This window comes from Longimicrobium sp. (assembly GCA_036377595.1).
Lineage (GTDB): Bacteria > Gemmatimonadota > Gemmatimonadetes > Longimicrobiales > Longimicrobiaceae > Longimicrobium.
Window position 1 is genome coordinate 1 of record DASUYB010000158.1, and the last position, 25183, is coordinate 25183.

Below are 25183 nucleotides of genomic sequence, written 5' to 3' on the forward strand. Positions count from 1 at the left end.
CAGTGCGGGCACGGCTCACTCTGCTTCGTGCGTTGGCGCGCCATCTCCCTCTCCAGGCTTGGGGAAGCCAGCGAAACCCAGGCGCGAGAAGCTATCTGTTCGATTCGTCCATGTCAAAGGGAGTCACTACCGATCTATAACTGCGTCGGCACGCGATTCAGTCGGACGCACCAACACTTCCTCCGGACTTGGTATAACCGCGGGAGATGGAGATGACGAGACGCCGGCAGCCTCCGCGCTGCCGGCGTCTTCGTTCTTCGGCTTCGATGAGCGGGGATCAGGGGGAGGGATGGGGGAGGGAGACCGCGGCGTGGGCAATGGCTTCGGCTCACCGCGCTGAGTTCTCCCCCGCCCCTGCGCAGCGGGGGAGGGGGTCGGGGGGAAGGGGCCCTCCGCGGCCGCACGAGAGCCGGCTCGAGGGTATAATCGCTTCCCCCCTCAATCGCTGTACACGTTGCGAGACCTGGGGCAATCGGCCATGTACCACCGCCCCCCGATCGCGCGCAGGTTGCGGCAGTCGAAGGGGATGGCGCCCGCGACGCCGTCCGCGTAGAACAGCGACGGCTCGAACACCCCGTCGGTGTGGAACACCAGTCCGCCGTCCACCGGCCGCGGGCTGGTGAGGCGGTGCGCGAGCAGGTCGCGCAGGAGCACGCCATCGTCGAGCAGTGGATTCATGGGCACGTCCGGCGGGGTGAATGCGCGAACGCGCGCGGCCAGCGCATCCAGCTCCGTCGCATGGGAGGAGACGTACGCCTCCGTCCCCGCGCGCGCGGCCGGCTCCAGCAGTGCGATCCCACCCGCGAACACGGCGGCGGCCAGAAGCATCGCCTTCACGTCGTCGCGCTCGCGCGTGGTGACGGCGCAGACGAACATCGCCAGTGCGCCCGCCGGGAACAGGATCATGAACGAGATCGCCAGTCCCAGGAACTCCCACCCGTGCAGCCAGGGCGAGGCGGCCGCGCTCGCCACCGGCAGCAGCCCGCCGATGACGCACGCGGTCGCGCCCCCGGTGCGCACCCGGCGAAGGTGGTCTTCGCGCTCGCCGGGGCGCGCGGTGAGCTGCTGCGGCGCGTCCGGGGGAACGATCGCCAGTGCCGGCGCGGCGGCGGGCGCGCTCACGAACGCCCCGCCGGCGCGGGGCAGGCGGAGCGCAGCTCGGCCTCGCGCGCCTTCACCGCCGCCACGGCGCGCGAGCGGCCCAGGCTCCACGCGCGCCAGTCCTCGCCAGCGCCGCTCCACGCGCCCAGCAGCCTCGACGCGACCGTGCAGCGCCCGTCCGCCGGCACGGCGTCCAGCCGCCGCAGCAGCGCGGGAACGGCGTCGCCGCTGAGCGAGGCGGCGTACAGCGCGTCGAAGCGCACCGGCGAGGCGTGGCGCGCGGCGTTCACCCGCACGATCAGCGCGTCGGGATTCGCCACGTGCAGCAGCACCACCGTCTCCACCGCCGCCGTCAGCGCGCCGAAGGCGAAGCGCTCGCGCCGGCCGCGCAGCACCGTCCAGCCGAACCATGCGAACACCGCCGTCAGCCAGAGCATGAACGCGGTGGTGTACACGCGCAGCTCGGTCAGCCCGTACGCGCTCAGGTACAATCCCATCCGGTGCAGCGCCGAGGCGATGATCACGAACACCAGCGCCACCATCGCCCCCGCGGCCACGCGGAAGATGCGCTCGGCACGCGGCTCCTGCTTCCGCAGCAGCCAGTGCATCCCCATCAGCAGCGGCAGCGCCAGCCCGGCCACCGCGCACAGCTCGAAGAACCCGCGCCGCGCGTAGGCGCTGAAGGTGGCCGTCCCCGGCGCCACCAGGTCGGCGTAGCTGCCGAAGAAGTGCGGCAGCTGCACGACCACGAAGGTGAGGAAGAGCGCGTCCAGCAGCCCCAGCACCGTCGCGATCTCCACGATCCCCAGCGACGGCGCGGGGAGCGGCGGCGGCGCGACGGTCCCCGCCGGGAGCTGCGGCGCGGCCTGGGGACGGAGCACCAGTCCCCGCAGCACCCCCGCCGCCAGCCACGCAAAGAGAAGCGCGAGCAGGAGATGCGAGGTCGCCAGCGGCACGTCGAGGCTGAAGGTGGAGGTGACGAGCGAGTCGAACGCCGCGTCCGCCGCCACCAGCAGCGAGCCGAACAGCAGGAGCAGGGGGATGGCGATGGCGATGCCGCGCGCGGCCGCCAGCGCGTGGCGCGTCCACCCCTCGCGCGGGAGCTCGCGCCAGCGCACGTCGCTCGAGACGAGGAGCCCGGCGCCGAAGACGGCCATGAACATCGCCTCCAGCAGCCCCGCGCCGTAGCGCGCCAGCCCGGCGACGCGGACGCTGCCGCCGCGCGCGTGGTAGACCGCGAGCCCCAGGATCACGCACAGCGCGGTCAGGTCGAGCGCCTTCAGCGCCGGCGAGTCGCGCCACGCCATCAGCGCGGCCACGGTGAGCGCGACCGGCATCCACCCCGCGTACGCGTCGTCCGTCTCCGTCCACCGCTGCAGCGCGGCGGCGGCGGCCACGAGCGCGATCACCCACAGCGTCACGTTGGCGCCCCACGGGATCGGCCGCAGCAGCGCGTCGCCGAGCACGCCCAGCGCCAGCGCCGCGCCGGTGACGCCCAGGCCGTGGCGGGTGCGCGGGCTCAGCGGCAGCCGCTCGGTGGCCGCGACGGCGGGAAGGGTCGATTCGCTCATGCGACGGATGCCTCCTGCGCGCGCCCCGGCTTCACGGAGCGCGGGGTGATGGGGATGACGCCGCGCTCCTCGCCCGTGTCGGGGAACGAGCCGCGGCCGAAGAAGACGTGCGATGCCAGCGGCCGCAGCAGCGGCGACCGCAGCGCCGCGCACGCGAGCTCGGCGGCCAGGGGAGACCGCACCGCGGAGAGGACGCGGCGCATCGCCAGGCGCGAGCGGAAGCGGCGGCGGAACGCGTTCCCCGCGTACGGCGCCAGCGCGGCGGGATTTCCCGTCTCCAGGAAGTCGCCCGTGACGCGCGCGGCCAGGGCGGAAAGGCGGATGCAGGGATCCAGTCCCCCCGCGGTCAGGGGGGAGACGGCGCCGGCCGCATCGCCCACCAGCAGCCCGCGGGTCGACGCGATGCGCGGGAGCACGCCGCCCACGGGGATGCGTCCGCCGCGCCGCTCGTCCGCGATCATCCCACGTAGCCCGAAGCGGTCCTGCACGCGCTCGCGGAAGCGGCGCAGCGCCTCGGCGGGGCGGAAGCGCGCCGCGTAGCCGCCCACGCCCAGGTGCACCTCCTCGCCGTCCGCGACCACCCAGGCGAGGTAGCCGGGCGCCAGCCCGGGATCGATCCAGCAGTGGAAGCACGGCGGCCCGTCCGTGGTTACGCGGAACACCTCCTCCACGCCGACGATCCACTCGCGATTCTCGGAGAGCCCCAGCGCGGAGGCCACGCGCGAGCTCGCCCCGTCCGCGCCGACGACGAAGCGCGCGCGGACGCTCCATCCCCGCGAACCGGTCTCCAGCAGGACGATGCTGTGCGTCCCGTCGTCCAGCACCCCCGCGAAGCGGGTCCCCGGCGCCCACGCCACGCCCGCGGCGGCGCACGCGTCCAGCATCCGCCCGTAGAGCGCGCCCATCCGGCCCACGCGGAACTCCGTCGCCGCGCTCTCCAGCGGCAGCGCGCGGCCGCGCGGCGAGTAGAGCACCACGTGGCGCACGGGCGGGCCGAGGCAGTCGTCGGACAGGTCGAAGTCCTCCAGCGTGCGGCGGACGAAGATCCCCGTCGTGTGCACCGCGCGGTCGAGCGCCGTCTTCTGGTCGGCGAGGAGGACGCGCAGGCCGCGCTCCGCCAGCCGTCGCGCCGTCTCCAGCCCCGCCAGCCCGGCGCCGATCACCACCACGTCGTAGTCGCTCACCCCCCTCCCCTCCCGTCTCGGATCGACTGAAGAAGTCTGAAATCAGATCCGGAGGACGCGCTGGTGCGGCTCACCGGATCGCGTGCGGACGCGGTTATAGATCCTTCGGCCTGCAACCTTCTTGTGCAGACGCTGGTTGCGGTCTGGCCGGCCTCAGGATGACGTCGGTGCACTGCGCACGGCACTCCCGCACTTCGCACTTCCGCACTTCCGCACTCACGCACTCTTCTCCATCACCCGCCCGAAGCGGCGCTCGCGGCGATGGAACTCGGCCACGGCCTCGCCCAGCGCGCCGGCGTCGAAGTCCGGCCACATGCGCGGGGTGAAGTGCAGCTCAGCGTACGCGCACTCCCAGAGCAGGAAGTCGCTCAGGCGCTGCTCGCCGCCGCTGCGGATCAGCAGGTCGACGTCGGGCGCCGGCTCGCCCGCGCCCACCGCGGCACCCAGATGGGCGGCGAACTCATCGCGCGTCGTCTCGCGGCCCGCGGCGAGGGCGGCGGCGCGGAGGATGGCGTCGCGCGCGGAATAGTCGATCGCCAGGCGGAGATGGAGCCGCCCGCCGCCCGCCGTCGCCTCCTCCGCGCCGGCGATGGCGCGCGCCAGCACGTCCGGCAGCCGGTCGCGCCGGCCGATCACGGTCAGCCGCACGCCGTTCTCGATCAGCTTCGCGGTCTCGCTGGCGAGGTAGGAGCGGAAGAGGCGCATCAGCGCGCCCACCTCGCGCGGCGGACGCTGCCAGTTGTCGGAGCTGAACGCGTACAGCGTCAGCGTTCCGACGCCCAGCCCGGGCGACGCCTCGACCACGCGCCGCACCGCCCTGGCGCCCGCGCGGTGCCCGGCCACGCGGGGAAGGCCGCGCGCGTTGGCCCAGCGCCCGTTGCCGTCCATGATCATCGCGACGTGCAGCCCGCCCCGTCCCAGACCCAAAGTGCTCTGCATCGCAAAGTATCCGGTCAAAAAAATATGGCGATCCACCCGTCAGCGGTCGCGGACGGCCTGGATGATCGCCTCCATGTGGTTGAGGTACGCCTCCAGGGCGCCGCGCCCGGCGTCGGTCAGCCGGAACTCGGTGCGGGGGACGCGCCCCTCGAACTTCTTGGTGCACTCCACGTAGCCGGCCTCCTCGAGCTTGCGGGCGTGCACGCTCAGGTTGCCGTCGGTGAGCCCCATCATGTCCTTGAGCTCGTTGAACGCCAGCGACTCGTTGACCGCCAGCGCGCTCACGATCCCCAGGCGCACGCGCTCGTGGATCAGCCGGTCGAGCTCGGGCGCCCCCGCCTCGGCGCCCCCGGCAACGCTGCGCAGCGGGTCGGCCGCCGTCCTGCGTGCCGCGTCAGCCACCGTACCTCCTTGCGATCACGGTTCCGAACACCACGTGCAGGCCGCCGAACCCCGCGGCCATGAACGCGTCGCCCCACCCGGCGGGCGCCAGCAGCGCGGCGGCGCCCACCACCATGGTGCTGAAGCCCATCACCGGCACCACGCGCACCGAGTTGGTGCCCGCGGTCACGATCCCCGCGCCGTACAGCAGCAGCCACATCCCGGGCAGCATCCCCGTCATCCCCGCGCGGAACAGCACCAGCGTGAGGAACGCGCCCGCGGCCAGCGGCGGGGCCAGCGAGAGCACGAACTTGCGCCCGGGGCCGGAGCGGATCGGCTCGCCCATCGCCCGCGCCTTCATGGCGGTGGTCACCACGCCGATCCCCATCGACACGACGGCCGCGATGACCCACGTCGCCAGCCACATCTCGGGGCTGGATTGGCTCGACGCCAGCCATGCGGCCAGCGCGCCGGCGATGCCGATCACCACCTGTCCCCACCCGGACACGGCGGTGAAGCTCCCCGCGCGCTCCATCGTCTGCCGGATGAAGCGGAGGTTGTCCATCGCGCGCTCGTGCAGCTCGAGCGGCGGTTCCTCCGGAGGCCTGCGGAACGGGATGATCTTCGCCATGTCACGGATGATGGGGTGCATGTCCGCGTCTGTCAAGTGCTTTGCGATGTAAAGCAGAATGTGTGCCGCGGAATCCCCGCTCCAGAGGGGATGGTGGAGATGGAAATCGGTGGGGATGGAAATCGGTGGAGGATATGCGAGTGAACTCGCGGCTACAACGACGCACAGTCCGCCTTCGCGGACTTCGTTCGTCGCGAGCTCCGTAGCGGCGAATTGCGCCGGCGTCCGCAGTCCGCGAAGGCGGACTTCGTGTGGTTGTAGCCGCGACTTCAGTCGCACTCTCCTTCCGGAAGGCGGCCCTATCGCACGGCGCCCGCGCTCACCAGCACGCCCCAGCCGGGCGAGAAGTCGGTGTAGCCGCGCACGACCTCGGCGCGGAGGTATTCGCGGCGGCCGATGCGGAGGCCGGCGCGCACCTCGCCGAGCGATTCGTTGCCGCGGATCTCGTGGTGGCCGGCGCCGACCTGCTGGCCGAGGACGGTGATCGCGGGGACGACAAGCCCGACATCGTACTCGGCCTTCACCGCGTAGACGAGGAGATCGTCCTGCTCGAAGTCCGGGTCGCGGGTGCCGAAGATCCCCACGCCTGCCTCCGCCTGCACCGCGACGGATCCGCGACGCGCCCGACCGCCGATGGTGGCGAAGAAGTCGGTGGCGTCGCGGTCCAGGCCCACGCGGTTGTCCGTCGTCGGCAGGCGCGCGCCGAAGCGCAGGACGGCGGCCACCGGCGCGCGCTCCCCCGTCAGCCGCACCGCCGTGGCGATGCGGTAGTCGCCCGCGTCGTGGCGGCGGCCGTCCGCATCCGGCGCCACCTCCGGCTCCGGCGCCGCGAAGGCGCGCTCGTCGCGAAAGATGCGCTGTACGGTGCCGCCGGCTTCGATCACCACGCGGCCGGTGCGCCACGCCGCGCGGAAGTTGCCCGCCTCCCACAGCGTCCCCTCCGTCCCCGCGAGCGAGGCGCGCTGGTCGGAGAGCCACCCGCCGCCGACCTCGCCCATCACCACACCTTCGCCGTCGAGCAGCCGCCAGTCGAACGCGTCGAGGGGGCGCAGCTGGGCGGATGTGGAGTGAGGGATCAAGCAGAGGAAAATGGCGAGCGCCAGATACCTTCCGACCTTCGCCATCACGCAGTACTCCCGAGCTTCTCCTGGACCGTTGTCCACAGGCGATCGCAATGCGGTGCGCGCGCCCTCACCTTCGCAGGATCGAGCCGCTCCAGGAGCAGCGGCGAGTGGCGCATCTTGTGGTACTCGCCCTTCCGTGTGGCTCGCGTGGCCTTTGCGAGTGCCGCCATGATCGCGGACTTCTCGATCTGCTCGACCTTCTGGTTCTTCGGCAGCGCGGCGCCGGCAAAGCCCTGGCCGTAGAAGTCGGCGAGAACCTTGGAATCGGCGAGGAACCAGCTCTCCATCACCTGCACCATCAACTGGCACTGATCGTCACCAACGTGGGAGAGATCCCACTCGTCACCGGGCGGCGGCGCCTGCAGGTGAGCGCGCGGCGAACCCTCCACCGGGCGCTCGGCATCGACGAGAAGCAGGTTGAAGGCGTCGGGATGCGTCTTCAGCGCAAGGAGAAAATCCTCGTACGTCTGATTGCGGGAGCCGCACAGGATGATCTGCCACCGGACACGACGGCTGCGCGCCTGCGCGTTCAGCTCGCCAAGAAACGTGGCGAATGCCTGACGCAGGCGCGCCTTTCCCTCCTTATCCCCGCCGCCCTCGATGTACAGACGGATCTCCGTCACCACCGCGTGCCCCCGATCTCGCCCATCCGCCAGATCTCGCCGAGCGAGTAGCGGTTCAACCACTCGGAGAGCGCTTCCTTGTCCAGTCGCCGAAGCTGCGTGCCCTCGTCGCTCGGCTCGCAAACGACGATGGATTCGGGAACTTCGGAGAGTGCGGAGACCAGCGCATCCGAGTGGGTAGTGACGATCAGCTGCGTGCGCTGCGACGCGTCGAGCAGCAGTTCCGCGATGGTCGGCAGGATGTCTGGATGCAGCCCCAGCTCCGGCTCTTCGATGCACACGATCGGTGGCGGCGACGGATGGCAGAGGATGGCGAGCAGCGACAGGTAGCGCAGGGTGCCGTCGGAAAGACGTGTGGCGGGCACCAGCACATCTTGTGCTTCCTCGATGAATAGCTGGGCGGTTCCAGCATAAAGCTTGACGGAGATGTGCTGGGCGCCTGCATAGAATCGCTGAAGGAAACCGAGCAACCTGCTGCGTATGCTCGAGCGCTGGAGCATGTCGTTCAGTACCAGCGCGAGGTTGCTTGCGTCGGGCAGGAGAAAGTCGACCGGCAGATCAGCCGGTTGTGGCGCACGAGCCTTGGTTCGGGATCCGAATCGCCACTCCCGAAACACGCTGATCCTCCCGAAGAGGCCGGCGAGATAGGTCAACTCGGGGTACAGCTCGGGGTCGCGCCGTTGTGAAAGAATCGACTGCTCGCGCGAGAGCCCTGGCACCCGAACAGGGGGCGCGCTCGGAAGCCCTCCGCGACGGACGATTGCTGCATCCCCGTCGTCCTGTGTGTACAGGACAACGCCGGCCGGATCGACGATCCGCACGATCTCCTCGAACTTCACGTATGGACGGAAATCACGAGGTTCGACGTTGATCGAATAGTCCAGGATGCTCTCGTCCGACGGATTGGAGACCCGGGCTTCCACCCAGAAACCGTCCGCTGCCGAGTTCTTTCGAAGGTACTCCCCCGCCCCGCCACCCTCCCGAATGGCCGCATCAAAATCGCCCTGCGCGGCGCGTAACATGACCAGTGCCTCGATCAAGTTCGACTTGCCGGAGGCATTCGGCCCGATCAGCACGTTGAGCGGCAGCAGCTCGATCTCGGGGGCGGGAGACCCGTACGAGAGGAAGTTCTCAAGGGTGAGACTCAGGATCGAGCGCTTGCCGTTCATTGCGGAGGCGGCGGTGGAGCAGTGTGGATATTAGAATCCATTAAGAATGCCGGTGATGGGCGAATTCGGCAATCAAAAGCTACGGATCGCCCAGCCCACGGATGATCCACCGTCCCAGGTTCGGCAGCACGCCGCACGCCCGCGTCAGCACCTCGTCCGGGTAGCCGAGCGCGCGCTTGATGGATACGTCGCGCTGGATGGTGTTCTTCTCGCGCTCCAGCGACACCACGCGGCGGCGGCCGAGCTGCTGCAGGTAGTAAAACGCGTTGGTCGGCACCGGCCAGTCGCTGCCGTGCAGCGTCCTCGCGACCAGCTCCGCATCGCCCGCGAAGCGCGGCAGGTGCTGGAAGCGCGACAGGTTCGAGATCCCCGAGTTGTCCACCCACAGCCGCGGGAACTCGCGCAGCCACTCCTTCAGCAGCGGCACCTGGTCCTCGTCGCGCGCGTAGGCCACGGGCGCGGCGGTGTGCGCCACGATCACCGTTACCCCCGCGCGCAGCGGGCGCTCCAGCAGCCGCAGGTCCTTCAGCCGCGCGTCCACCTGCGCGAAGGTGTTCTCGCTCCCCCCGCTGTGCACCAGCAGCGGGATCCCCGTCTCCGCCAGCCGCGCGTAGAAGGGATCGACCGCGGCGTCGGACGGGTCGATGCGCTGCGTCGCGGGGAGCCACTTGATCAGCACGGCGCCGCCCTCGACGCACTCCTCCAGCCGCTCCAGCGCGTCGCCGCAGTGGGGATTGACCGACGGGCCGGGGAGCAGCTCGGGATGGCGGCGGCACACCTCGAATACCCACGCGGGGGGCACGATCATCTGCGACAGCGACTCGTCCAGCTCGCCGCGCTCGTCGTACACGCCATCGAAGCCCAGCGCCACCGCGTGGTCGATCTCGCTCGCGCGCACCTTCTCCGCCAGCCGCGCCGCCCAGTCCTCGTCGAAGCTCTTCTGCAGCTGCTCCTCGGTGATCCCCTGCATCCACCGCAGCACGCGGAAGGTCAGCCGCTTCCGCAGCTTCGGCGACACCCAGCAGCGCGAATCGTTCGTGCCCACCCCCGAGAGATGGGTGTGGACATCGAGCTTCACGGGGGGATGAAGCGGGGCGAGGTCGTTCACGATTCAGGATCAGGAGGGGAGTGCCCAGTGCCCAGTGTCCAGCGATGAGGTTCCTGGGCACTGGGCACTTGGCACTGGGCACTCGGGAGGTGCGCGTCGATCCACTCCGCCGCGGCGGCGACGGCGTCCGGCGCGAAGGCGGTGCTCCAGTGCGTGGCGCGGGGGATCTCGATCAGCCGGGATGATGGCATCCGCGCGGCGAGGGCGCGGCCCTGCTCGGCGGGGACGAGGCGGTCCGCGGCGCCGTAGACGAGCAGCACCGGCGCGCGGATCTCCCCCACCGTCTTCGGGAGATCGAGGCGGGCGAGCAGCTCGCGGATCGCATCGACGTACGCGAAGGGCGCGCCGGGCTGGGCCGCGCCGCGGATCGGATACGCGCGGCGCTTGAGCGGGCCGACGGCGGGGACGGTGCCCCACAGGCCGTAGTGCTCGCGCTGCTCCAGCGTCTCCGCGCGCAGGAAGCCGCCCAGCTCGCTCATCGCCACGCGCGCGCCGAGGGAGACGGTGACGGGGGCGGAGACCGCGATCGCCGAGGCGGCGTGCGGCACGGCGGCCGTCCCCAGCGCGTGCAGCACCAGCGATCCCCCGAACGAATGGCCGAGGAGATGGAGCGGAAGCCCGGGCCGCCCGCGCTCCGCCATCTCCACCGCCGCGCGGACGGCGGACGGGACGATCTCCGGCGCGAAGACGGTGGTGCTCGACGCGCCGTGGCCGTCGACGTCGAACGAGAACACCTCCACGCCGCGGCGGACGAGCGCCTTGAACAGCGCCATCTGCGGATACAGCGCATCGTTCCCCGCGCCGTGCGCCGCCACGACGCGCGCCCGCGGCTCCCGCGGGACGAGGCGCCACGCCTCCACCTGGCCGCGCGCGGCGGGGCGGCGGTAGTGGACGCGCTCCAGCGTGGCGCGCTCCTCGCCCATCCACTCCGCCAATCGCCGAATGCACGCGCGCGGCGGCATCTACGCCTTCCGCGCCGCGCCGGCGGCGGCCTGGCTCACGTCGCCGCCCATCCACCCGCGCTCGTCCTCGGCCGCCCGGTTGCCGGCCTCGTGCGCCGCCCGCACGTCGGCCGCGGGGATCCTCTCGTGCGCGTGGTACCCTTCAGGCCGCAGGTCGGGCGACACCTCGCCGGTGATCAGCCGCGCGCCGCGCTGCCAGGTCAGGTAGCTCCACGCCCACTCGATGAACACCGACACGCGGTTGCGGAAGCCGATCAGCGACATCACGTGGATGAACAGCCACGCCATCCACGCCAGCCACCCCTTCATCCGCACCGACGGCCGGGGGACCTGCAGCACCGCCGCGCGCCGGCCGATCGTGGCCATGCTCCCCTTGTCGCGGTAGCGGAAGACGGTCCGCGGCTGCCCCCGCAGGTCGCGCGCGATGTTCCGCGCCGCCGTCCGCCCCATCTGCATCGCCACCTGCGCCACGCCGGGGAGCGGCTTCCCATCCTCGCCGTTCAGCGCGGCCAGGTCGCCGATCACGAACACGCGCGGGTCGCCAGGAAGCGACAGGTCGGCCTGGATCACCACGCGGCCGACGCGGTCCGTCTCCGCGTCCAGCCGCTTCCCCAGGGGAGACGCCGTCACCCCCGCGGCCCACACCACGTTGCGCGCGGGGATGAACTCGTCGCCCACGTACACGCCATTCTCGTCCACCTTCGTCACGATGGAGTCCAGCCGCACGGTGACGCCGATGCGCTCCAGCGCGCGCCGCGCGTAGGCGGAGAGGTCGGGGTGATACGCGGCCAGGACGCGCGGGCCGCCCTCGATCAGGATGATGCGCGCGGTGGACGGGTCGATGTGGCGGAAGTCGCGCACCAGCGACTTGCGCGCGATCTCCGTCATCGCCCCCGCCATCTCCACCCCCGTCGGGCCCGCGCCGACCACGACGAAGGTGAGCAGCGCGCGCCGCTCCTCCGCGTCGTCCGTCTGCTCCGCCGCCTCGAAGGCCAGGAGGAAGCGGCGGCGGATCTCCGTGGCGTCCTCCACCGTCTTCAGCCCCGGCGCGATCGGCTCCCACTCCGGGTGGCCGAAGTAGGCGTGCGTGGCCCCGGTGGCGACGATCAGGTAGTCGTACGGCACGCGCTGGCCGTCGGCCAGCAGGAGCTGGCGGGCGGCGCGGTCCACGTCCACCACCTCGCCCATCAGCACCTCGGCGTTGCGCTGCCGGCGCAGCACGCTGCGGATGGGCGCCGCGATGTCGGCGGGTGAGAGCGCGGCGGTGGCCACCTGGTACAGCAGCGGCTGGAAGAGGTGGTGGTTGCGGCGGTCGACCAGCGTCACCGTCACCGGCGCGCGGCGGAGCGCGCGCGCCGCCCACAATCCCCCGAAGCCGCCGCCGACCACCACCACGTTCGGCACCGCCATCACCCGTGTCGCCACGAATCTCCCTCCCCTGGGCCGAGGTGCGTTCCCGTGCCGAAGATACCCAACCCGTGCCGCCCGGGGAACACTCGACAGACAGTTGACGCGAGGGGAGCGCGGCAACAGCTTCGGGGGCCACAATCCGGTCGCAAACAGATGACGGGAGCGGGAATTGAGCGGGACGATCCAGCGCTACGGCCTTGCGCCGCCCAACGAGGAAGACGCCTTGACGATGCTCGCGCGGGTGATGGGGGTGGATGGGGCGACGAAGGCGTGGCTGCGCGCCTGCCGGGCGGCCGGCGTGTCGCGCGACGGCGTGCATCGTCTTTCGCCCGAGGAGCTGCTGCGCATCGCCGAGCAGCTGGTGCGGGGAGAAGGCGCGGAGCGGGCCGTGGGCACCTCGCTGGCCGTGCGCTCGCGCACCTGGCTGCTGCTGAACCGCGAGCACGCGGGAGGTGCGCTGTGACCGCGCCGCACACGCCCGCCCTGCCGAAGGACGAGTTCGCCGACCCCGCGCGGGTCGAGGAGATCGTGGAGCTGGGCCTCCTTTCCCCCGAGGTCGACGCCATCCTGCAGGCCACGGCGGAAGAGGCCGCGGCGCGCCTGGACCTGCCGATGTCGATGGTGACGGTGGTGCTCGACGAGGCGCAGTTCTTCGCGGCGCACCACGGCTTGAGCGGGTGGATGGCCGAGTCGCGGGGGACGCCGGTGGAGTGGAGCTTCTGCGCGCACGCCGTGGCCGGCCGCGAGCCCTTCGTCGTCGAGGATGCCACGACACACCCCGTCGTGCGCGACAACCCGCTGGTGATGCACGAGAACCTGCGCTGCTACGCCGGGATCCCGCTGGTCACCTCGCGCGGCCATGCGATCGGCACCCTGTGCGTGGCCGGCACCGAGGCCCGCACCTTCAGCGCGGCGGACCTGGACGCGCTGCGCGGACTCGCGCGGAAGGCGGTGGAGCGGATCGAGGCGCGGCGGGGAGAGACGGGCGAATAAATTCGCGGCAACAACCACACGAAGTCCGCCTTCGCGGACTACAGACGACGGTGCATCCGATGCCGCGGTGCTCGCGGCCTGGTCTGGTGTGATGTCCCGTTGCGCGGACCTGGATCTCGACCGCACCGAAGCCTGTAGTCCCCGCAGGGGGACTTCGTGTAGTTGTAGCCGCGAGGCCGCGAGTTTATCCGCCCCGTTCCTTTCCCCTCATCTCCAACCCTCCATCCATTCCACAAACTCCTCCATCCCGAAGCGCCAGTTCGCCTCGAGCAGCGACACGGCGGCGTCCACGTCGCCGCGCTCCAGCGCGCGGGCGATGTCGTCGTGGGCGCGGGTGGAGACGTGGATGTGCCCGGAGCTCTGCATGTACGCGTACTCGTAGCGCCGCACCACGGCCTTCACGCTGGCGATCAGCTCCAGCAGCCGCCCGTTGGGGCACCCGCTCACCATCGCCGCGTGCCAGGCCACGTCCAGGTCGATGCGCCGCTCGGGATCGTCGCCCGCTTCGGCCAGCTCGCGGTTGATGCGGTCCATCTCCGCCACCGTCTCCCGCTCCGGCGGCGGCGACAGGCGCAGCGCCAGCACCTCCAGCGTCCACAGGATCGGGTAGGTCTCGCGCACCTCGGCCAGTGACAGCGGCTTGACGAAGAAGCCGCGCCCCACGTCCACCTCCAGGAACCCCTCGCGCTCCAGCCGCAGCAGCGCCTCGCGCACGGGGGTGCGGCTGACGCCCAGCTCCTGCGCCATCACCGAGTCGCTGATGCGCGACCCGGGCGGCAGCTCCTCGCGGAGGATGCGGTCGACCACGGCGCGGTGCACCTGCTCGCGGAGCGGAACACGGGTGATGGTCATCAACGGGTCGGGCGATGGGTCTGGCGCGCGGCGTCCATGGTCGGCGTGACGGCGGCGCGGGGTGGGGTCCGCGGACAACATCGGCGTCACTTCTCGCCTTTGCAACGGGCGACGGGCGCAGTGCGGCGCGTTGTGGGCCATCGTGGCGCGACCGTGACGGAGAGGACGGCGCCCGGTAGATTCCCTCTCCGACCGTTCCCGCTCCATCGGCCATCCCCCGAGATCGATGCCACGGTCCCCGTCCGCCGCGGGGCGCGAGATCAGCGCCTCGCACCGCATGATGCAGGTCACCGAGCGCGAGCTGCAGCGCATCCTGCTCGACATCCACGACGGGCCGGTGCAGCACATGTACGCCGCGCTCAGCCAGTTGGACCTCCTCCGCCGCGCGCTGGACGCCTCGGGCGTGCGCGAGCCCGAGATCTCCGAGCGTACCGAGCGCATCCGCGTCCTCCTCGAAGGCGGGCTCAACGAAGTGCGCTCCTTCATCGGCGCCTTCCGTCCGCCCGAGTTCGAGGCGCGCGGGCTGGTGACGCTGCTCGAGGGGCTGGCGCTGCAGCACGAGGCGATGACGGACACGGAGATCGAGCTGGAGGTGCGCGCCCCGCTTCCCGACGTGCCGCTGCCGGTGAAGATCGGGCTCTACCGCGTGCTGCAGGAGGGGCTCAGCAACGCCTACCGACACGGCGGGGCGAATCGGGTGGTGGTGCGCCTGCGCCGCGTGGTCCGCCGCGGCGAGCCGCGACTGCGGATGAGCGTGAGCGACAACGGGCAGGGCTTCGACGCGCGCACCGTTCCGGTCGAGGACCACTACGGGCTGCAGGGGATGCGCGACCGGGTGGAGATGATCGGCGGGCGCTTCCGGCTGCGCAGCCGCCCCGGCCGCGGCGCGATGATCGCCGTGGAGGTGCCCATCGCGGGACAGGGGGAGACGTGACGCGCGAGAAGATCCGCATCGTGCTGGCCGATGACCACGAACTGGTGCTGGAGGGGCTGCGCTCGCTGATCGAGGCCGAGCCTGACATGGAGGTGGTGGCCGGGGCCAAGGACGGCGGCCAGTGCCTGGACGCGGTCCGCCGCCACAACCCGGACGTCGTCGTGCTCGACCTGGAGATGGGGCCGATGGGCGGGCTGCAGTGCCTGGAATCGCTCCGCGGCGAGCATCCGGCGGTGCGCGTGCTGGTGCTCACCGCGTACAGCGACGGCGAGTCGATGCGCGCGGCGCTGGAGGGCGGCGCCAGCGGCTTCGCGCTGAAGACGGAGCCGCCGCAGCAGACCGTGGCCTCCATTCGCCAGGTCTATCGCGGCCAGCTCGTCTTCCCGCTGGCGGCGCGGAGATGGCTCCTGCGTACGCCGCAGCCCGCGGAGCCCACGCAGCCGACGGACCGGGAGATGGAGATCCTGGCGCTCGTTTCCGAGGGGCTGACCAACGCGCAGATCGCGCGGCGGCTGCGTGTGAGCGACAACACGGTCAAGTTCCACCTGCAGAACGTCTACCTGAAGCTGGGCGTCCGCAACCGCACCGAGGCCGCCGCCTACTTCCTCCGCCAGCGCGGGGGCGCGTCGCGGCCGAGGCGGTAGACGGGCGATTGAAATCGCGGCAACAACGGCCCAAAGTCCGCCTTCGCGGACTCCCGAGGATGCATCGGTGCGGGTGGGCGAACACCGCGCAGTCCGCCTTCCACCCCGGATTGAAATCCGGGGCTGGAACGGCAGGAAGTCCGCCTTCGCGGACTGATCCCGTCGCGGGGGAGATCCGGAGGCAGGTGCGGAGATCTCGGCGTGGGAATCTGCGAAGGCGGATTTCTTGAAGTTCCAGCGGTGGGTTTCAACCCACCGGGACCGGAGGACTGCTCCAGATTTTGATTCCATCGGCGAAGGCGGCCATCGGACTCACCCACCTGAACCCACCTCACCCATGCTGATGCTGATCCAGCAGGAGACCGCCGCGACGCCATCGCTGCCGTGGTGGGTGATGTACGTCGTGCTGCTGGGGCTGACCTACGGCACCTGGCGCCTGACGAAGCTGGCGTGGTGGGGCGGGTGCATGACCGCGCTGATGAGCTGGGTGATCCTGCTCGCCATCGCCGTCCTCACCTTCCCCGACCACGTGCTGCTGGTGCTGTGGCTCCCGATCGTTCCGGCGATCGCGTGGGTCGTGGCGCTGCGGCGCCACCATCGCGGCGTGTCGCCGCGCGCGGAGATCGCGGCGCGCTTCCCGCGACGCACTGGGCAGCTGCCGCCGCAGGTGATGCACGGCCAGCCGAGCGCGCGCGCCGTCACCCGCGCGAAGGTGATGCTGGACCGCTTCGCGGCGGGGATGCCGCGCAACGCCGCCTTCGTCGCGCGGGTGCGCTACGTTTCCGGGCTGGGGGAGATGTCGGCGCGCCCGGTCGACCTGTTCATGGGCGGCGGCAGCCTGTGGGTCGCGCCGCTGACCGCGGATCCGCCGCCGGTGCCCATCCCCGCGCGCGACGTGCTGCGCGTGGACGTGTGGCCGGAGCCGGAGGGGCCGCCCACCCTGCGCGTCAACTGGAGCCCGCCCGGCGCCGAGGGCACGCGTGACCTGGTTCTCGCGGCGATGGGCAGCGTGCCGCAGAACCTGGTCACCCCGCAGCTCGAGGCCATCGCCGGGGTGCTGGGCGGGCTGATCCGCGCGGAGACGGAGGCCGCGGAGCTGGCGGCGCAGGCGCCCACGTCGTTCATCCCCCCACCCGACCGCGCCTGCCCCCGCTGCGGCGAGACGGTGCCGCCCGGCGCCACCGCCTGCCCCCGCTGCGCGCTGCCGCTGAAGGAGGATTGACGGGCCTCGCGCGGAGGCGTGGAGGACAGCGGAAACCGCGGCCGGACGGCGACGTAGTGGAGATCTCCCGGCCGGCTGGCCAATCTCCATCGCCATCATCCCCCGATTTCCCCGTGTCCTCGTTCATCCCCGGGCGCGAGCTGAGCCGCCTGTTCTTCGCCGAGGCGGTCGATCCGCTGCTGGCGTCCGAGTTCCCCGATCTCCCCGTCGCCGCCGGGCTGCTCGGCACCGGGTCGGAGGTGCTGGGCTTCGATACGGAGATGAGCGCGGATCACGGCTGGGGTCCGCGCGTCGACCTCTTCCTGCGCGAGGAGGATTACGACGCCGTCCACGACCGTATCGACGCGCTGCTGCGCGAGCGGCTGCCGCACCGCTTCCGCGGCTATCCGACCAGCTTCACCGAGCCGGACGCCGAGGACCACGGCTCGCAGGTGCTCGATCCGCGCGACCATGGCCCGGTGATCCACAAGGTGGCGATCACCACGCCGCGGCGGTTCATTCTCGACTATCTCGGGTTCGACATCGCGGGCGAGATCGAGCCGGCGGACTGGCTGACCTTTCCCGGGCAGAAGCTGCGGACGATCGCCGACGGCCCCGTCTTCCGCGACGACGTCGGGCTGGGAGAGATGCGCGCGCGGTTCGCGTATTATCCGCGCGACGTGTGGATCTACCTGCTCGCCGCGGGGTGGGCGCGGATCGGGCAGGAGGAGCACCTGATGGGGCGCGCGGGGCTGGTGGGCGACGAGGTCGGCTCCGCGATCATCGGCGCGCGGCTGGTGCGCGACGTGATGCGGCTGGGGTTCCTGATGGAGCGCGTCTACGCGCCGTATCCCAAGTGGTTCGGAACCGCGTTCGCGCGGCTGCGCTGCGGCCCCGCGCTGATGCCGCACCTCGCGGAGGCGCTGGCGGCGCGCACGTGGCAGGAGCGCGAGCGGCACCTCGTCCCCGCGTACGAGGCGGTCGCGGCGATGCACAACGCGCTCCGCATCACCGACCCGCTGCCGGCCACCGCGCGCCCGTTCTTCGGCCGCCCGTTCCGCGTGATCGAGATGGGCATCTTCCTCGACGCCCTGCTCGCGCGCATCGAGGACGAGCGCGTGCGCCGCATCGCCGCGCGCCGGCCGATTGGCGGCATCGACCAGTTCAGCGACAGCACCGACCTCGTCGCTCACCCCGAGTGGCGCCCGCAGCTGCGCGAGCTGTACCTCTGAACCGATCGGCTCACGCGGAGACGCGGAGAACTACGCGCGGCGCTGAGTCCTCCGCGACTCCGCGTCTCCGCGTGAGATCGAGGATGGCTGGCTCGTGCACGGGGGCGGTGGTAGAATCATCCCCCTTCCGACTTTCAAGATGGGGGGATGATCGCGATGAAGCTGACGGGGAGGACGGTGCTGGTGACCGGCGCCAGCGCGGGGATCGGCGAGGCGTGCGCGCGGGCGTTTGCTGCGGAGGGCGCGCGGCTGATCCTGGTCGCGCGGCGCGCGGGGCGGCTGATCGAGCTGGCCGAGAAGCTGCGCGGTGGCGGCACCGACGTGTTCCTGCTGGAGATGGACGTGCGCGACGCGCAGGCCGTGCGCGAGCGCATCGGCGGGCTGCCGGCGGAGTGGCGCGACGTGGACGTGCTGGTGAACAACGCCGGCCTGGGGCGCGGGCTCGACAAGCTGTGGCAGGGCTCCCCCGCCGACTGGGACGAGATGGTCGACACCAACGTGAAGGGCCTCCTCTACGTCACCGGCGCGGTGGTGCCGCGGATGGTGGAGCGCGGCCACGGGCACGTGATCAACCTCGGCTCCGTCGCCGGCCACGAGGTCTATCCTGGCGGCGCCGTCTACTGCGCCACCAAGCACGCCGTCGGGGCGATCACGAAGGGGTTGCGGATGGACGTGCTCGGCACCGGCATCCGCGTGAGCACGGTCGATCCGGGGATGGTGGAGACGGAGTTCAGCGTCGTCCGCTTCCACGGCGACGAGGAGCGCGCGAAGAACGTCTACCGCGGCATGACGGCGCTCACCGCGGCCGACATCGCCGAGACGATCGTGTGGGTGGCCACGCGCCCGCCGCACGTCTGCATCGACGAGATCATCATCAAGCCCACCGACCAGGCGAGCGCCACGATGGTGAGTCGCAGGTGATAGGGGACAGGGTACAGGGGACAGCAAGAGAAAAGAGGGGAGGGCCGCGACCGGTTCTCCCTTTTTTTTGTTGCCACCCAAACTGTCATTCCGAAGGCGCCGCCGGCCGGAACCTGCGTCCGTACCGTCGCCTTGCGGCGCCTGAGGAATCTGTGGCCAGCGTCCGCACCGACGGCCGAACATCGGCGCGTAACTCTGGCCACAGATCCCTCGGCCGCCCGAATTCGGCCCGTACGCGTGTCCGGTGCAGCGGCCTCGGGATGACAGGCTTTATGCTTGGGCGCGATGTTCAGCACGCGTTTGCGCTTTGAACTTCCGCCGCGTAGTTGTTTTCAGACCAGATTTGCGATACAATCGATTCCGTTCTGCGAGACGTGTCCTTCCATCCGAGAGAGGGGGCTCGCATGCGAGAGAAAGCGATGCGCATGGTACTGGGCGCCATCATCGCGGCGGCGCTGGCCTTCGGTGCGCGCGAGGCGTTCGCCTCCGTGCCGCAGGGCGCCACCGCCGGCCCCGGGTGCAACGAGCAGACGTGCGACTACTACTGCATCACCCACGGCGCCAACTACGGCTTCTGCCTCAACGGCCAGTGCGTCTGCCGCAGCGGGCCGTAACGGGCTATCGCGCCGGAGCGAAAAGGAGCCCCGCCGGATGGTCCGGCGGGGCTCTTGGTATATCGGGACATCACCATCTCCGCATCACTCAACTGCGGTCGCGTTCGTCCTCGGGCGGGGGCGCCTGGACGAGGATCGGCGGCGGCTCGTCGCTCCGGGGCACGTCGGGCGGCGGGGGCGGCGCCTCGTCGGGGAGCGGGGGCGGGAGCTCGTTCGCGCCGAGCGGCCTGTCCTCGACGAGGACCGGCGGGTGCTCGTCGATCGGCATCGGCGGCGGGGCGGCGAACTCGGCGTCGCGCGGCATCAGCCGCGGCTCGTCCGGGGGCGGAAGCTGCGCGGTGGCATCTTCATCTCCCTGCACCAGCACGGGCGGGCGCTGCTCGGCCAGGCGGAACGAGCGCTCGCTGGCCTGCTCCAGCAGCGGGTCCACCGGGCCGCCCAGGTACGCCGGCAGCTTCGCGATCTCCCGCCCCGACAGCCCCTGCACCCACACGTCCTGGCTGCGCTCGCGCAGCTCCACCGCCTCCAGCGGCACCAGCACGTGGCGGTCGTCGACCAGGCCGAACAGGTCGTCGGCCAGGTCCACGTCCAGGTAGCGGATCTTCAGCGCCACCGGGTCCACCAGCATCTGCGCCACGCTGCCGACCTTCTCGTTGTCGGCGCCGTAGACGTTCCACCCCTTCAGGTTCGGCGCGCCCCTGGCCAGCCGGAAGTCCTTCGCGTCCTTCAGCGGCACCACGCTGGGGCCGTCGCCTGGATCGAACGCGGAGCCCACGTGCTCGCCGTAGTAGCGCGGGAAGGCGCGGCCCAGCTCGTCGAGCACGCCCGCCGTCAGCGGCACGCCGGGGTCGTACGGCGGCAGGCGCTTGACCTCGGCGTCGGTCCACGACGTCTGCAGCGACCCCTCGCCCCACTCCAGCGCCTCGACGGGGAGGAGGAAGGGCTTCTTGAAGAAGCCGGGGTCCACCGCCAGGAACCGCACCCGCCCCTGCCGGTCGATCAGGATGTCGCTCACGGTGCCCACGTTGGCGCCGTTCGCCGCCGTCACCGCCCAGCCGATGAAGTCGCGCGAGCGGAGGATCTCCGCGCGCGGGCCGTTCGCGTCCGCCATCGTCCACCCCCAGTTCCACGTTTCAGGGAACTCGCCTCACCCCATCGTCTACGGAAGGAATCGGGCCATCACCCCTGCGGTTTCGGGGGGATGACCAGCGTCTGCCCGATGCGCACCCGGTCGCCCTCCAGCCGGTTGGCCGCGCGGATCGCATCCACCGACACGCCATAGCGCCGCGCGATCCCGAACAGCGTCTCGCCCGCGGCCACCGTGTGCGTCCGCCGCCCCCGCGCCGGCGTGCGCCGCGTCGCCGTGTCGCGCGCCGTCGTCGTCCGTCGCGGCGTCGCCGCCGGACGCTCGTCCTCGTCGTCGTCGCGGGCGGCGGGCTGAGCGGGGGCGCGGGCGCCGGCGGGAAGACGGAGGACGGTGCCGACTTCCAGCGTCTCGCCGAGATCGGGATTCAGCGCGCGCAGCTGCGCCGTCGTCACCGCGTAGCGCCGCGCGATGCCGTACAGCGTCTCGCCCGACGCCACGGTGTGCGTGCGCGGCCGCGACGTGGTGCGGCGTGTCGTCGCGGTGTCGCGCGATGCCGTCGTCCGGCGCGTCGCCGCCGTCGTGTCTCCGCGCGCCGCGCGGCGGCCGGACGCGGCGGTGTCGCGAGATGCGGTGCGGCCGGTGCGGCGATTCGATGAGGCGCTGTCGGCGGAGGCGCGGCGGGAGCGCGGGGGCGGCGCGGCGGAGTCGGCGGCCTCGTCGGACGAGGCGGTGTCGGCGAGCGCGACGGCGCTGTCGCCCTCCTCCTCGTCGGCGCTGTCGGCGGTCGCGGCGGCGGCCAGGCGGCGCGCGCGGACGCTGTCGGCGGAGAGCCAGACCACGTCGTGCGCGGGGGGACGGGGCGCGACCTGGCCGCTCGTCTCCACCGCGAACGGCTGCGCCCAGCGCTGGGGGCGGGCCGGGCGCGCCGCGCTGCTGTCGTCGGAGATCGTGACCGTATCCGCCGGCATCCCCAGGCGGATGGTGTCGCGCGGGGCGGTGTCCTGCGCGCGCGCGGCCGCCGGCGCGGCCAGCGCCCCGGTGGCGAGCAGGATCGGGATCAGGCGTGCGCGCATGGAGATCGGCATCAGGCGGGGCGCTCGGTGCGGCGGTGGCGGATGAACTCCACCAGCATGGGGAGCACCGAGACGAAGATCACGGCCAGGATCACTACCATGAAGTTCTCCTTGACCGCCGGGATGTTCCCGAAGAAGTAGCCGCCCAGCAGGAACATGCTGATCCACAGCAGCGACCCGCCCGCGCTGAACGCCAGGAAGCGCGGATACGGCATCTTCGACGCGCCCGCCACGAACGGCGCGTAGGTGCGCACGATGGGAACGAAGCGGGCGAGAACGATCGCGCGGCCGCCGTACTTCGCGTAGAACGCTTCCGTGCGGTGGAGGTACTTCGTCTTCAGGATCCTCGCGTCGTCCTTGAACACGGCGCGGCCCAGGCGGTGGCCCACCCAGTAGTTCACGTTGTCGCCGCAGAACACCGCCACCATCAGGCAGGGAAGGAGCACCCACACGTTCAGCCCGCCGCCCGCCGCCGCCAGCGCGCCCGCGGCGAAGAGGAGCGAGTCGCCGGGGAGGATGGGCGTCACCACCAGCCCGGTCTCGCAGAACAGGATCAGCGAAAGGATGCCGTAGATCCACCCGCCGTAGTCGCGGGTCAGCTCGGCCAGGTGGGTGTCGAGGTGGAGGATGAAGTCGATCAGCGTCTGCACTCTGGTGCCGTCTCTCCCGGCCGCCGGGCCGTCCGCGGGGTCAGCGGTCGGGCGGAAGCGGCGCCTCCACCCGGTTGATGTACGGCCGGAAGACTATCCTGTGCGGCGCCCGTATTCAAGGGCACCGCATGGGTTTGCGACGAATCCCCACGTGGTTAGGTTGGGGATGGAAGGGGGATGCGGGACGGGCGATTCGATGCGGAGGCGGGGACGATGAGCGGCACCGTGCGCGGGTTCTACGACGCCAACGTGGAGACGGAATGGGGGCGGCTCGACCTCCCGCTCTGCCGCGTGGAGATGGCCGGCACGCTCCGCCTGGTCGACCGCTGGTTCCCGCCCGGCGGCGACGTGGTGGACGCCGGCTCCGGCCCCGGCCGCTACGCGCTGGAGCTCGCGCGCCGCGGCTTCCGCGTCACGCTGGTGGACCTGTCGCCCGGGCTGGTCCAGCGCGCGCGGCAGGCGTTCGCGGACGCGGACCTCGAGGCGGTCGACTTCATCGCCAGCGACGCGCAGGATCTTTCCGCCGTCGCCGACGCGAGCTGCGACGCGGCGCTGATGCTGGGGCCGCTGTATCACCTCACCGGGGCCGGCGCGCGGATGCGGGCGCTGGGCGAGCTGCGGCGCGTGCTGAAGCCGGGCGGCGTGGCCATCGCCGCGTACCTGAACGCGTGGGGACTGCTGCGCACCGGCATCGGCGACTTTCCGCGCTGGTACCAGGACGACGAGGTGCTGCGGGGGATGCTGCAGCCGCAGTCGCTGTCGCAGGAGCGCCTGCGCCGGTTCACCGAGGCGCACTGGAGCACCCCGCCCGCCGCGATGGAGGAGCTGCGCGCCGCCGGCTTCGCGATCGAGACCTACGCCGGCGCGGAGGGCTTCCTCGGCGGGATGCGGCCCATGGTCGAGGCGCTCGCGGAGAGCGATCCCGCCGCGTACGCCAACGTCCTCGCCTTCGCCGCCGAGACGGGCGAGCTCCCGCAGTACCGCGACGCCACCGACCATCTCCACTTCGTCGTCCGCAAGGTCGACGAGGGCTGATGGTGGGGTATCGCACCGTAGAAGGAGGAGGACGTCATCCCGAGGCCGGCCAGACCGAAGCCGCGTCCACGCAACAGGTTGCAGGCCGAGGGATCTATAGCCCGTCGCCGCACGATCGCAGCGGTGACGCACCGTCGGCCGATGCGGGGTAGAAGAGAAGTCGTCGAACGGGGGATTGCCCACCCGTGGACGCCCGTCGGGTGTCATCCTGAGGGCGCGAAGCGCGTAACTCTCGTCCAAGCCGTGACCTGTCGCGCCCGAAGGATCTACTCGACGCGCGATGAAATTCGTGTGACGAGAGGCCTGTCCGCGGGGGCGAGTAGATCCTTCGGTCGGCGCCCACGTTCGGTGTGGACGCGAGTTCTGTGCGGCGCCCTCAGGCTCAGGATGACATCGCCGTATCGGCGCGCATCCCCAGTGTCGTGCAAGGCCGGGTATAGATCCTTCGGCCTGCAAGCGACGGTGAGGGACGAAAGTGCGGTCTGGCCGGCCTCAGGATGACGTCGGCCGAGGGTTTCGCGGGAGCTATTCAAGACGGTGATCCCATGACGATACTGGAAGCGGAGCGGGAGATCTCGCTCTCCACGGACGAGAGCGTGCGCTACTCGCGGCACCTGATCCTGCCGGAGGTGGGGCCCGAGGGGCAGCGGCGGCTCAAGGCGGGGCGCGTGCTGGTCGTCGGCGCCGGCGGGCTGGGCTCGCCCGTGGCGATGTACCTCGCGGCCGCGGGCGTGGGGACGATCGGAATCGCCGACTTCGACGTCGTCGACACGACCAATCTCCAGCGCCAGATCATCCACGGCACCCGCGACGTCGGCCGCCCCAAGCTCGACAGCGCGCGCGACCGCATCGCCGAGATCAATCCCCACGTCGCCGTGGTCCCCCACGCGGAGCGGCTGACCTCGGCCAACGCGCTCGACGTGGTCGGCGAGTACGACGTGGTGGTCGACGGGACGGACAACTTCCCCACCCGCTACCTCCTGAACGACGCCGGCGTGCTGCTGGGCAAGCCCGTCGTCTACGGCTCCATCCTGCGCTGGGAGGGGCAGGCGTCGGTCTTCCACGCGGGCCACGGGCCGTGCTACCGCTGCCTCTTCGCCGAGCCGCCGCCGCCGGGGCTGGTGCCCAACTGCGCCGAGGGCGGGGTGCTGGGCGTGCTCCCCGGCATCATCGGCAGCATCCAGGCGTGCGAGGCCATCAAGCTGCTGCTGGGCGCGGGCGAGACCCTCACGGGCCGTCTATTGATTTTCGACGCGCTCCGGATGAGGTTCCGGGAGATGCGCCTGCGGCGCGACCCCGCCTGCCCCGCGTGCGGCGAGAGCCCCACCGTGCGCGGGCTGATCGACTACGAGCGCTTCTGCGGCATCGCCCCGCAGGCGCCTGGGAAGGGAGCGGAGATGAACGGGCAGATGGCCGAGATCACCCCCACCGAGCTCAAGGAGCGCCTCGACCGCGGGGACGAGGTGACGGTGATCGACGTGCGCGAGCCGTTCGAGTGGGAGATCGGCAACCTGGGGCGGTACGGCGCGCGCCTGATCCCCATGAACGACCTGGCCGGCCGCGTGGACGAGGTGCCGCGCGACCAGGACGTGGTGCTGATGTGCCGCTCGGGCGCGCGCAGCGGCCGCATGCTGGAGATGCTGCGCGACCAGGGGTTCGAGCGGCTGTGGAACCTCAAGGGCGGGATCCTGGCCTGGAGCGACCAGGTGGACCCGTCCATCCCCAAGTACTGATCTCTCGAAGG

At 71.4% G+C, this 25183-nt stretch carries 26 protein-coding genes; 10 read left to right on the forward strand and 16 right to left on the reverse strand.

Translation table 11 applies throughout. The features are described 5' to 3' along the window. Positions 1–438: 438 nt before the first annotated feature. The 12 genes from VF092_26910 to VF092_26965 form a co-directional block, all read right to left on the reverse strand. Entirely contained in the window at positions 439–1122 is a 684-nt protein-coding gene (locus VF092_26910) for a hypothetical protein (protein HEX6750948.1), read from the reverse strand. After that, positions 1119–2672, reverse strand: coding sequence for a DUF4173 domain-containing protein (locus VF092_26915; GenBank protein ID HEX6750949.1), 1554 nt, complete (start codon positions 2670–2672; stop codon positions 1119–1121). Before VF092_26915 ends, VF092_26910 begins: the two co-directional genes overlap by 4 nt. Continuing rightward, entirely contained in the window at positions 2669–3856 is a 1188-nt protein-coding gene (locus VF092_26920) for an NAD(P)/FAD-dependent oxidoreductase (GenBank protein ID HEX6750950.1), read from the reverse strand. Before VF092_26920 ends, VF092_26915 begins: the two co-directional genes overlap by 4 nt. Positions 3857–4072: 216 nt before the next feature. Then, positions 4073–4795: a di-trans,poly-cis-decaprenylcistransferase gene (locus tag VF092_26925; GenBank protein ID HEX6750951.1), complete on the reverse strand. Its 723-nt coding sequence runs from the start codon at positions 4793–4795 to the stop codon at positions 4073–4075. Positions 4796–4834: 39 nt separating this feature from the next. Further along, a complete protein-coding gene (locus tag VF092_26930; GenBank protein HEX6750952.1) occupies positions 4835–5197 on the reverse strand; it encodes a transcriptional regulator in 363 nt (120 codons plus the stop codon). Next, complete coding sequence (locus VF092_26935) at positions 5190–5807, reverse strand: hypothetical protein (GenBank protein HEX6750953.1); 618 nt, start codon at positions 5805–5807, stop codon at positions 5190–5192. Before VF092_26935 ends, VF092_26930 begins: the two co-directional genes overlap by 8 nt. A gap of 299 nt (positions 5808–6106) precedes the next feature. Next, the gene (locus VF092_26940) at positions 6107–6931 is read right to left on the reverse strand and encodes a hypothetical protein (protein ID HEX6750954.1); all 825 of its coding nucleotides are present in this window, start codon (positions 6929–6931) and stop codon (positions 6107–6109) included. Next, positions 6931–7554 (reverse strand): DUF4276 family protein, encoded by a 624-nt coding sequence (locus VF092_26945; protein HEX6750955.1) that lies wholly within the window; start codon positions 7552–7554, stop codon positions 6931–6933. Before VF092_26945 ends, VF092_26940 begins: the two co-directional genes overlap by 1 nt. Then, a complete protein-coding gene (locus VF092_26950; protein HEX6750956.1) occupies positions 7551–8723 on the reverse strand; it encodes an AAA family ATPase in 1173 nt (390 codons plus the stop codon). The genes VF092_26945 and VF092_26950 overlap by 4 nt, the downstream gene beginning before the upstream one ends. Positions 8724–8802: 79 nt before the next feature. Next, entirely contained in the window at positions 8803–9831 is a 1029-nt protein-coding gene (locus tag VF092_26955; GenBank protein ID HEX6750957.1) for an amidohydrolase family protein, read from the reverse strand. Further along, positions 9828–10793, reverse strand: a complete 966-nt coding sequence (locus tag VF092_26960) for an alpha/beta fold hydrolase (GenBank protein ID HEX6750958.1) — start codon at positions 10791–10793, stop codon at positions 9828–9830. Before VF092_26960 ends, VF092_26955 begins: the two co-directional genes overlap by 4 nt. Next, a complete protein-coding gene (locus VF092_26965; GenBank protein ID HEX6750959.1) occupies positions 10794–12218 on the reverse strand; it encodes an NAD(P)/FAD-dependent oxidoreductase in 1425 nt (474 codons plus the stop codon). Between the two features lie 154 nt (positions 12219–12372). Between VF092_26965 and VF092_26970 the strand changes: the two genes are divergently transcribed. Next, positions 12373–12666, forward strand: coding sequence for a hypothetical protein (locus VF092_26970; GenBank protein ID HEX6750960.1), 294 nt, complete (start codon positions 12373–12375; stop codon positions 12664–12666). Then, the gene (locus VF092_26975) at positions 12663–13196 is read left to right on the forward strand and encodes a GAF domain-containing protein (GenBank protein ID HEX6750961.1); all 534 of its coding nucleotides are present in this window, start codon (positions 12663–12665) and stop codon (positions 13194–13196) included. The genes VF092_26970 and VF092_26975 overlap by 4 nt, the downstream gene beginning before the upstream one ends. 207 nt (positions 13197–13403) lie before the next feature. Here VF092_26975 and VF092_26980 read toward each other — a convergent pair whose 3' ends face one another. Then, positions 13404–14048, reverse strand: coding sequence for a GntR family transcriptional regulator (locus VF092_26980; GenBank protein ID HEX6750962.1), 645 nt, complete (start codon positions 14046–14048; stop codon positions 13404–13406). Between the two features lie 226 nt (positions 14049–14274). On the opposite strand from VF092_26980, the gene VF092_26985 reads away from it, so the two are divergent. The 6 genes from VF092_26985 to VF092_27010 all read left to right on the forward strand — a co-directional run bounded on the left by VF092_26985 (position 14275) and on the right by VF092_27010 (position 19594). Continuing rightward, on the forward strand, positions 14275–14982 hold the full coding sequence (locus VF092_26985) for a sensor histidine kinase (GenBank protein HEX6750963.1): 708 nt from the start codon (positions 14275–14277) through the stop codon (positions 14980–14982). Next, a complete protein-coding gene (locus VF092_26990) occupies positions 14979–15626 on the forward strand; it encodes a response regulator transcription factor (GenBank protein ID HEX6750964.1) in 648 nt (215 codons plus the stop codon). The genes VF092_26985 and VF092_26990 overlap by 4 nt, the downstream gene beginning before the upstream one ends. Before the next feature lie 337 nt (positions 15627–15963). Further along, a complete protein-coding gene (locus VF092_26995; protein ID HEX6750965.1) occupies positions 15964–16848 on the forward strand; it encodes a zinc ribbon domain-containing protein in 885 nt (294 codons plus the stop codon). Positions 16849–16961: 113 nt separating this feature from the next. After that, positions 16962–18059: a DUF4037 domain-containing protein gene (locus VF092_27000; GenBank protein HEX6750966.1), complete on the forward strand. Its 1098-nt coding sequence runs from the start codon at positions 16962–16964 to the stop codon at positions 18057–18059. 147 nt (positions 18060–18206) lie between these two features. Continuing rightward, positions 18207–18980: an SDR family oxidoreductase gene (locus VF092_27005; GenBank protein HEX6750967.1), complete on the forward strand. Its 774-nt coding sequence runs from the start codon at positions 18207–18209 to the stop codon at positions 18978–18980. 419 nt (positions 18981–19399) lie between these two features. Then, positions 19400–19594, forward strand: a complete 195-nt coding sequence (locus VF092_27010) for a hypothetical protein (GenBank protein ID HEX6750968.1) — start codon at positions 19400–19402, stop codon at positions 19592–19594. Positions 19595–19682: 88 nt separating this feature from the next. Here VF092_27010 and VF092_27015 read toward each other — a convergent pair whose 3' ends face one another. The 3 genes from VF092_27015 to VF092_27025 form a co-directional block, all read right to left on the reverse strand. After that, entirely contained in the window at positions 19683–20705 is a 1023-nt protein-coding gene (locus VF092_27015) for a PRC-barrel domain-containing protein (GenBank protein ID HEX6750969.1), read from the reverse strand. Between the two features lie 68 nt (positions 20706–20773). Continuing rightward, positions 20774–21766, reverse strand: a complete 993-nt coding sequence (locus tag VF092_27020; GenBank protein ID HEX6750970.1) for a LysM peptidoglycan-binding domain-containing protein — start codon at positions 21764–21766, stop codon at positions 20774–20776. Continuing rightward, positions 21766–22404, reverse strand: a complete 639-nt coding sequence (locus VF092_27025) for a DedA family protein (protein ID HEX6750971.1) — start codon at positions 22402–22404, stop codon at positions 21766–21768. The genes VF092_27020 and VF092_27025 overlap by 1 nt, the downstream gene beginning before the upstream one ends. A gap of 177 nt (positions 22405–22581) precedes the next feature. Between VF092_27025 and VF092_27030 the strand changes: the two genes are divergently transcribed. Continuing rightward, positions 22582–23439, forward strand: coding sequence for a class I SAM-dependent methyltransferase (locus tag VF092_27030; protein ID HEX6750972.1), 858 nt, complete (start codon positions 22582–22584; stop codon positions 23437–23439). Positions 23440–23984: 545 nt separating this feature from the next. After that, entirely contained in the window at positions 23985–25172 is a 1188-nt protein-coding gene (moeB, locus tag VF092_27035) for a molybdopterin-synthase adenylyltransferase MoeB (protein ID HEX6750973.1), read from the forward strand. The last annotated feature ends 11 nt before the right edge of the window (positions 25173–25183 follow it).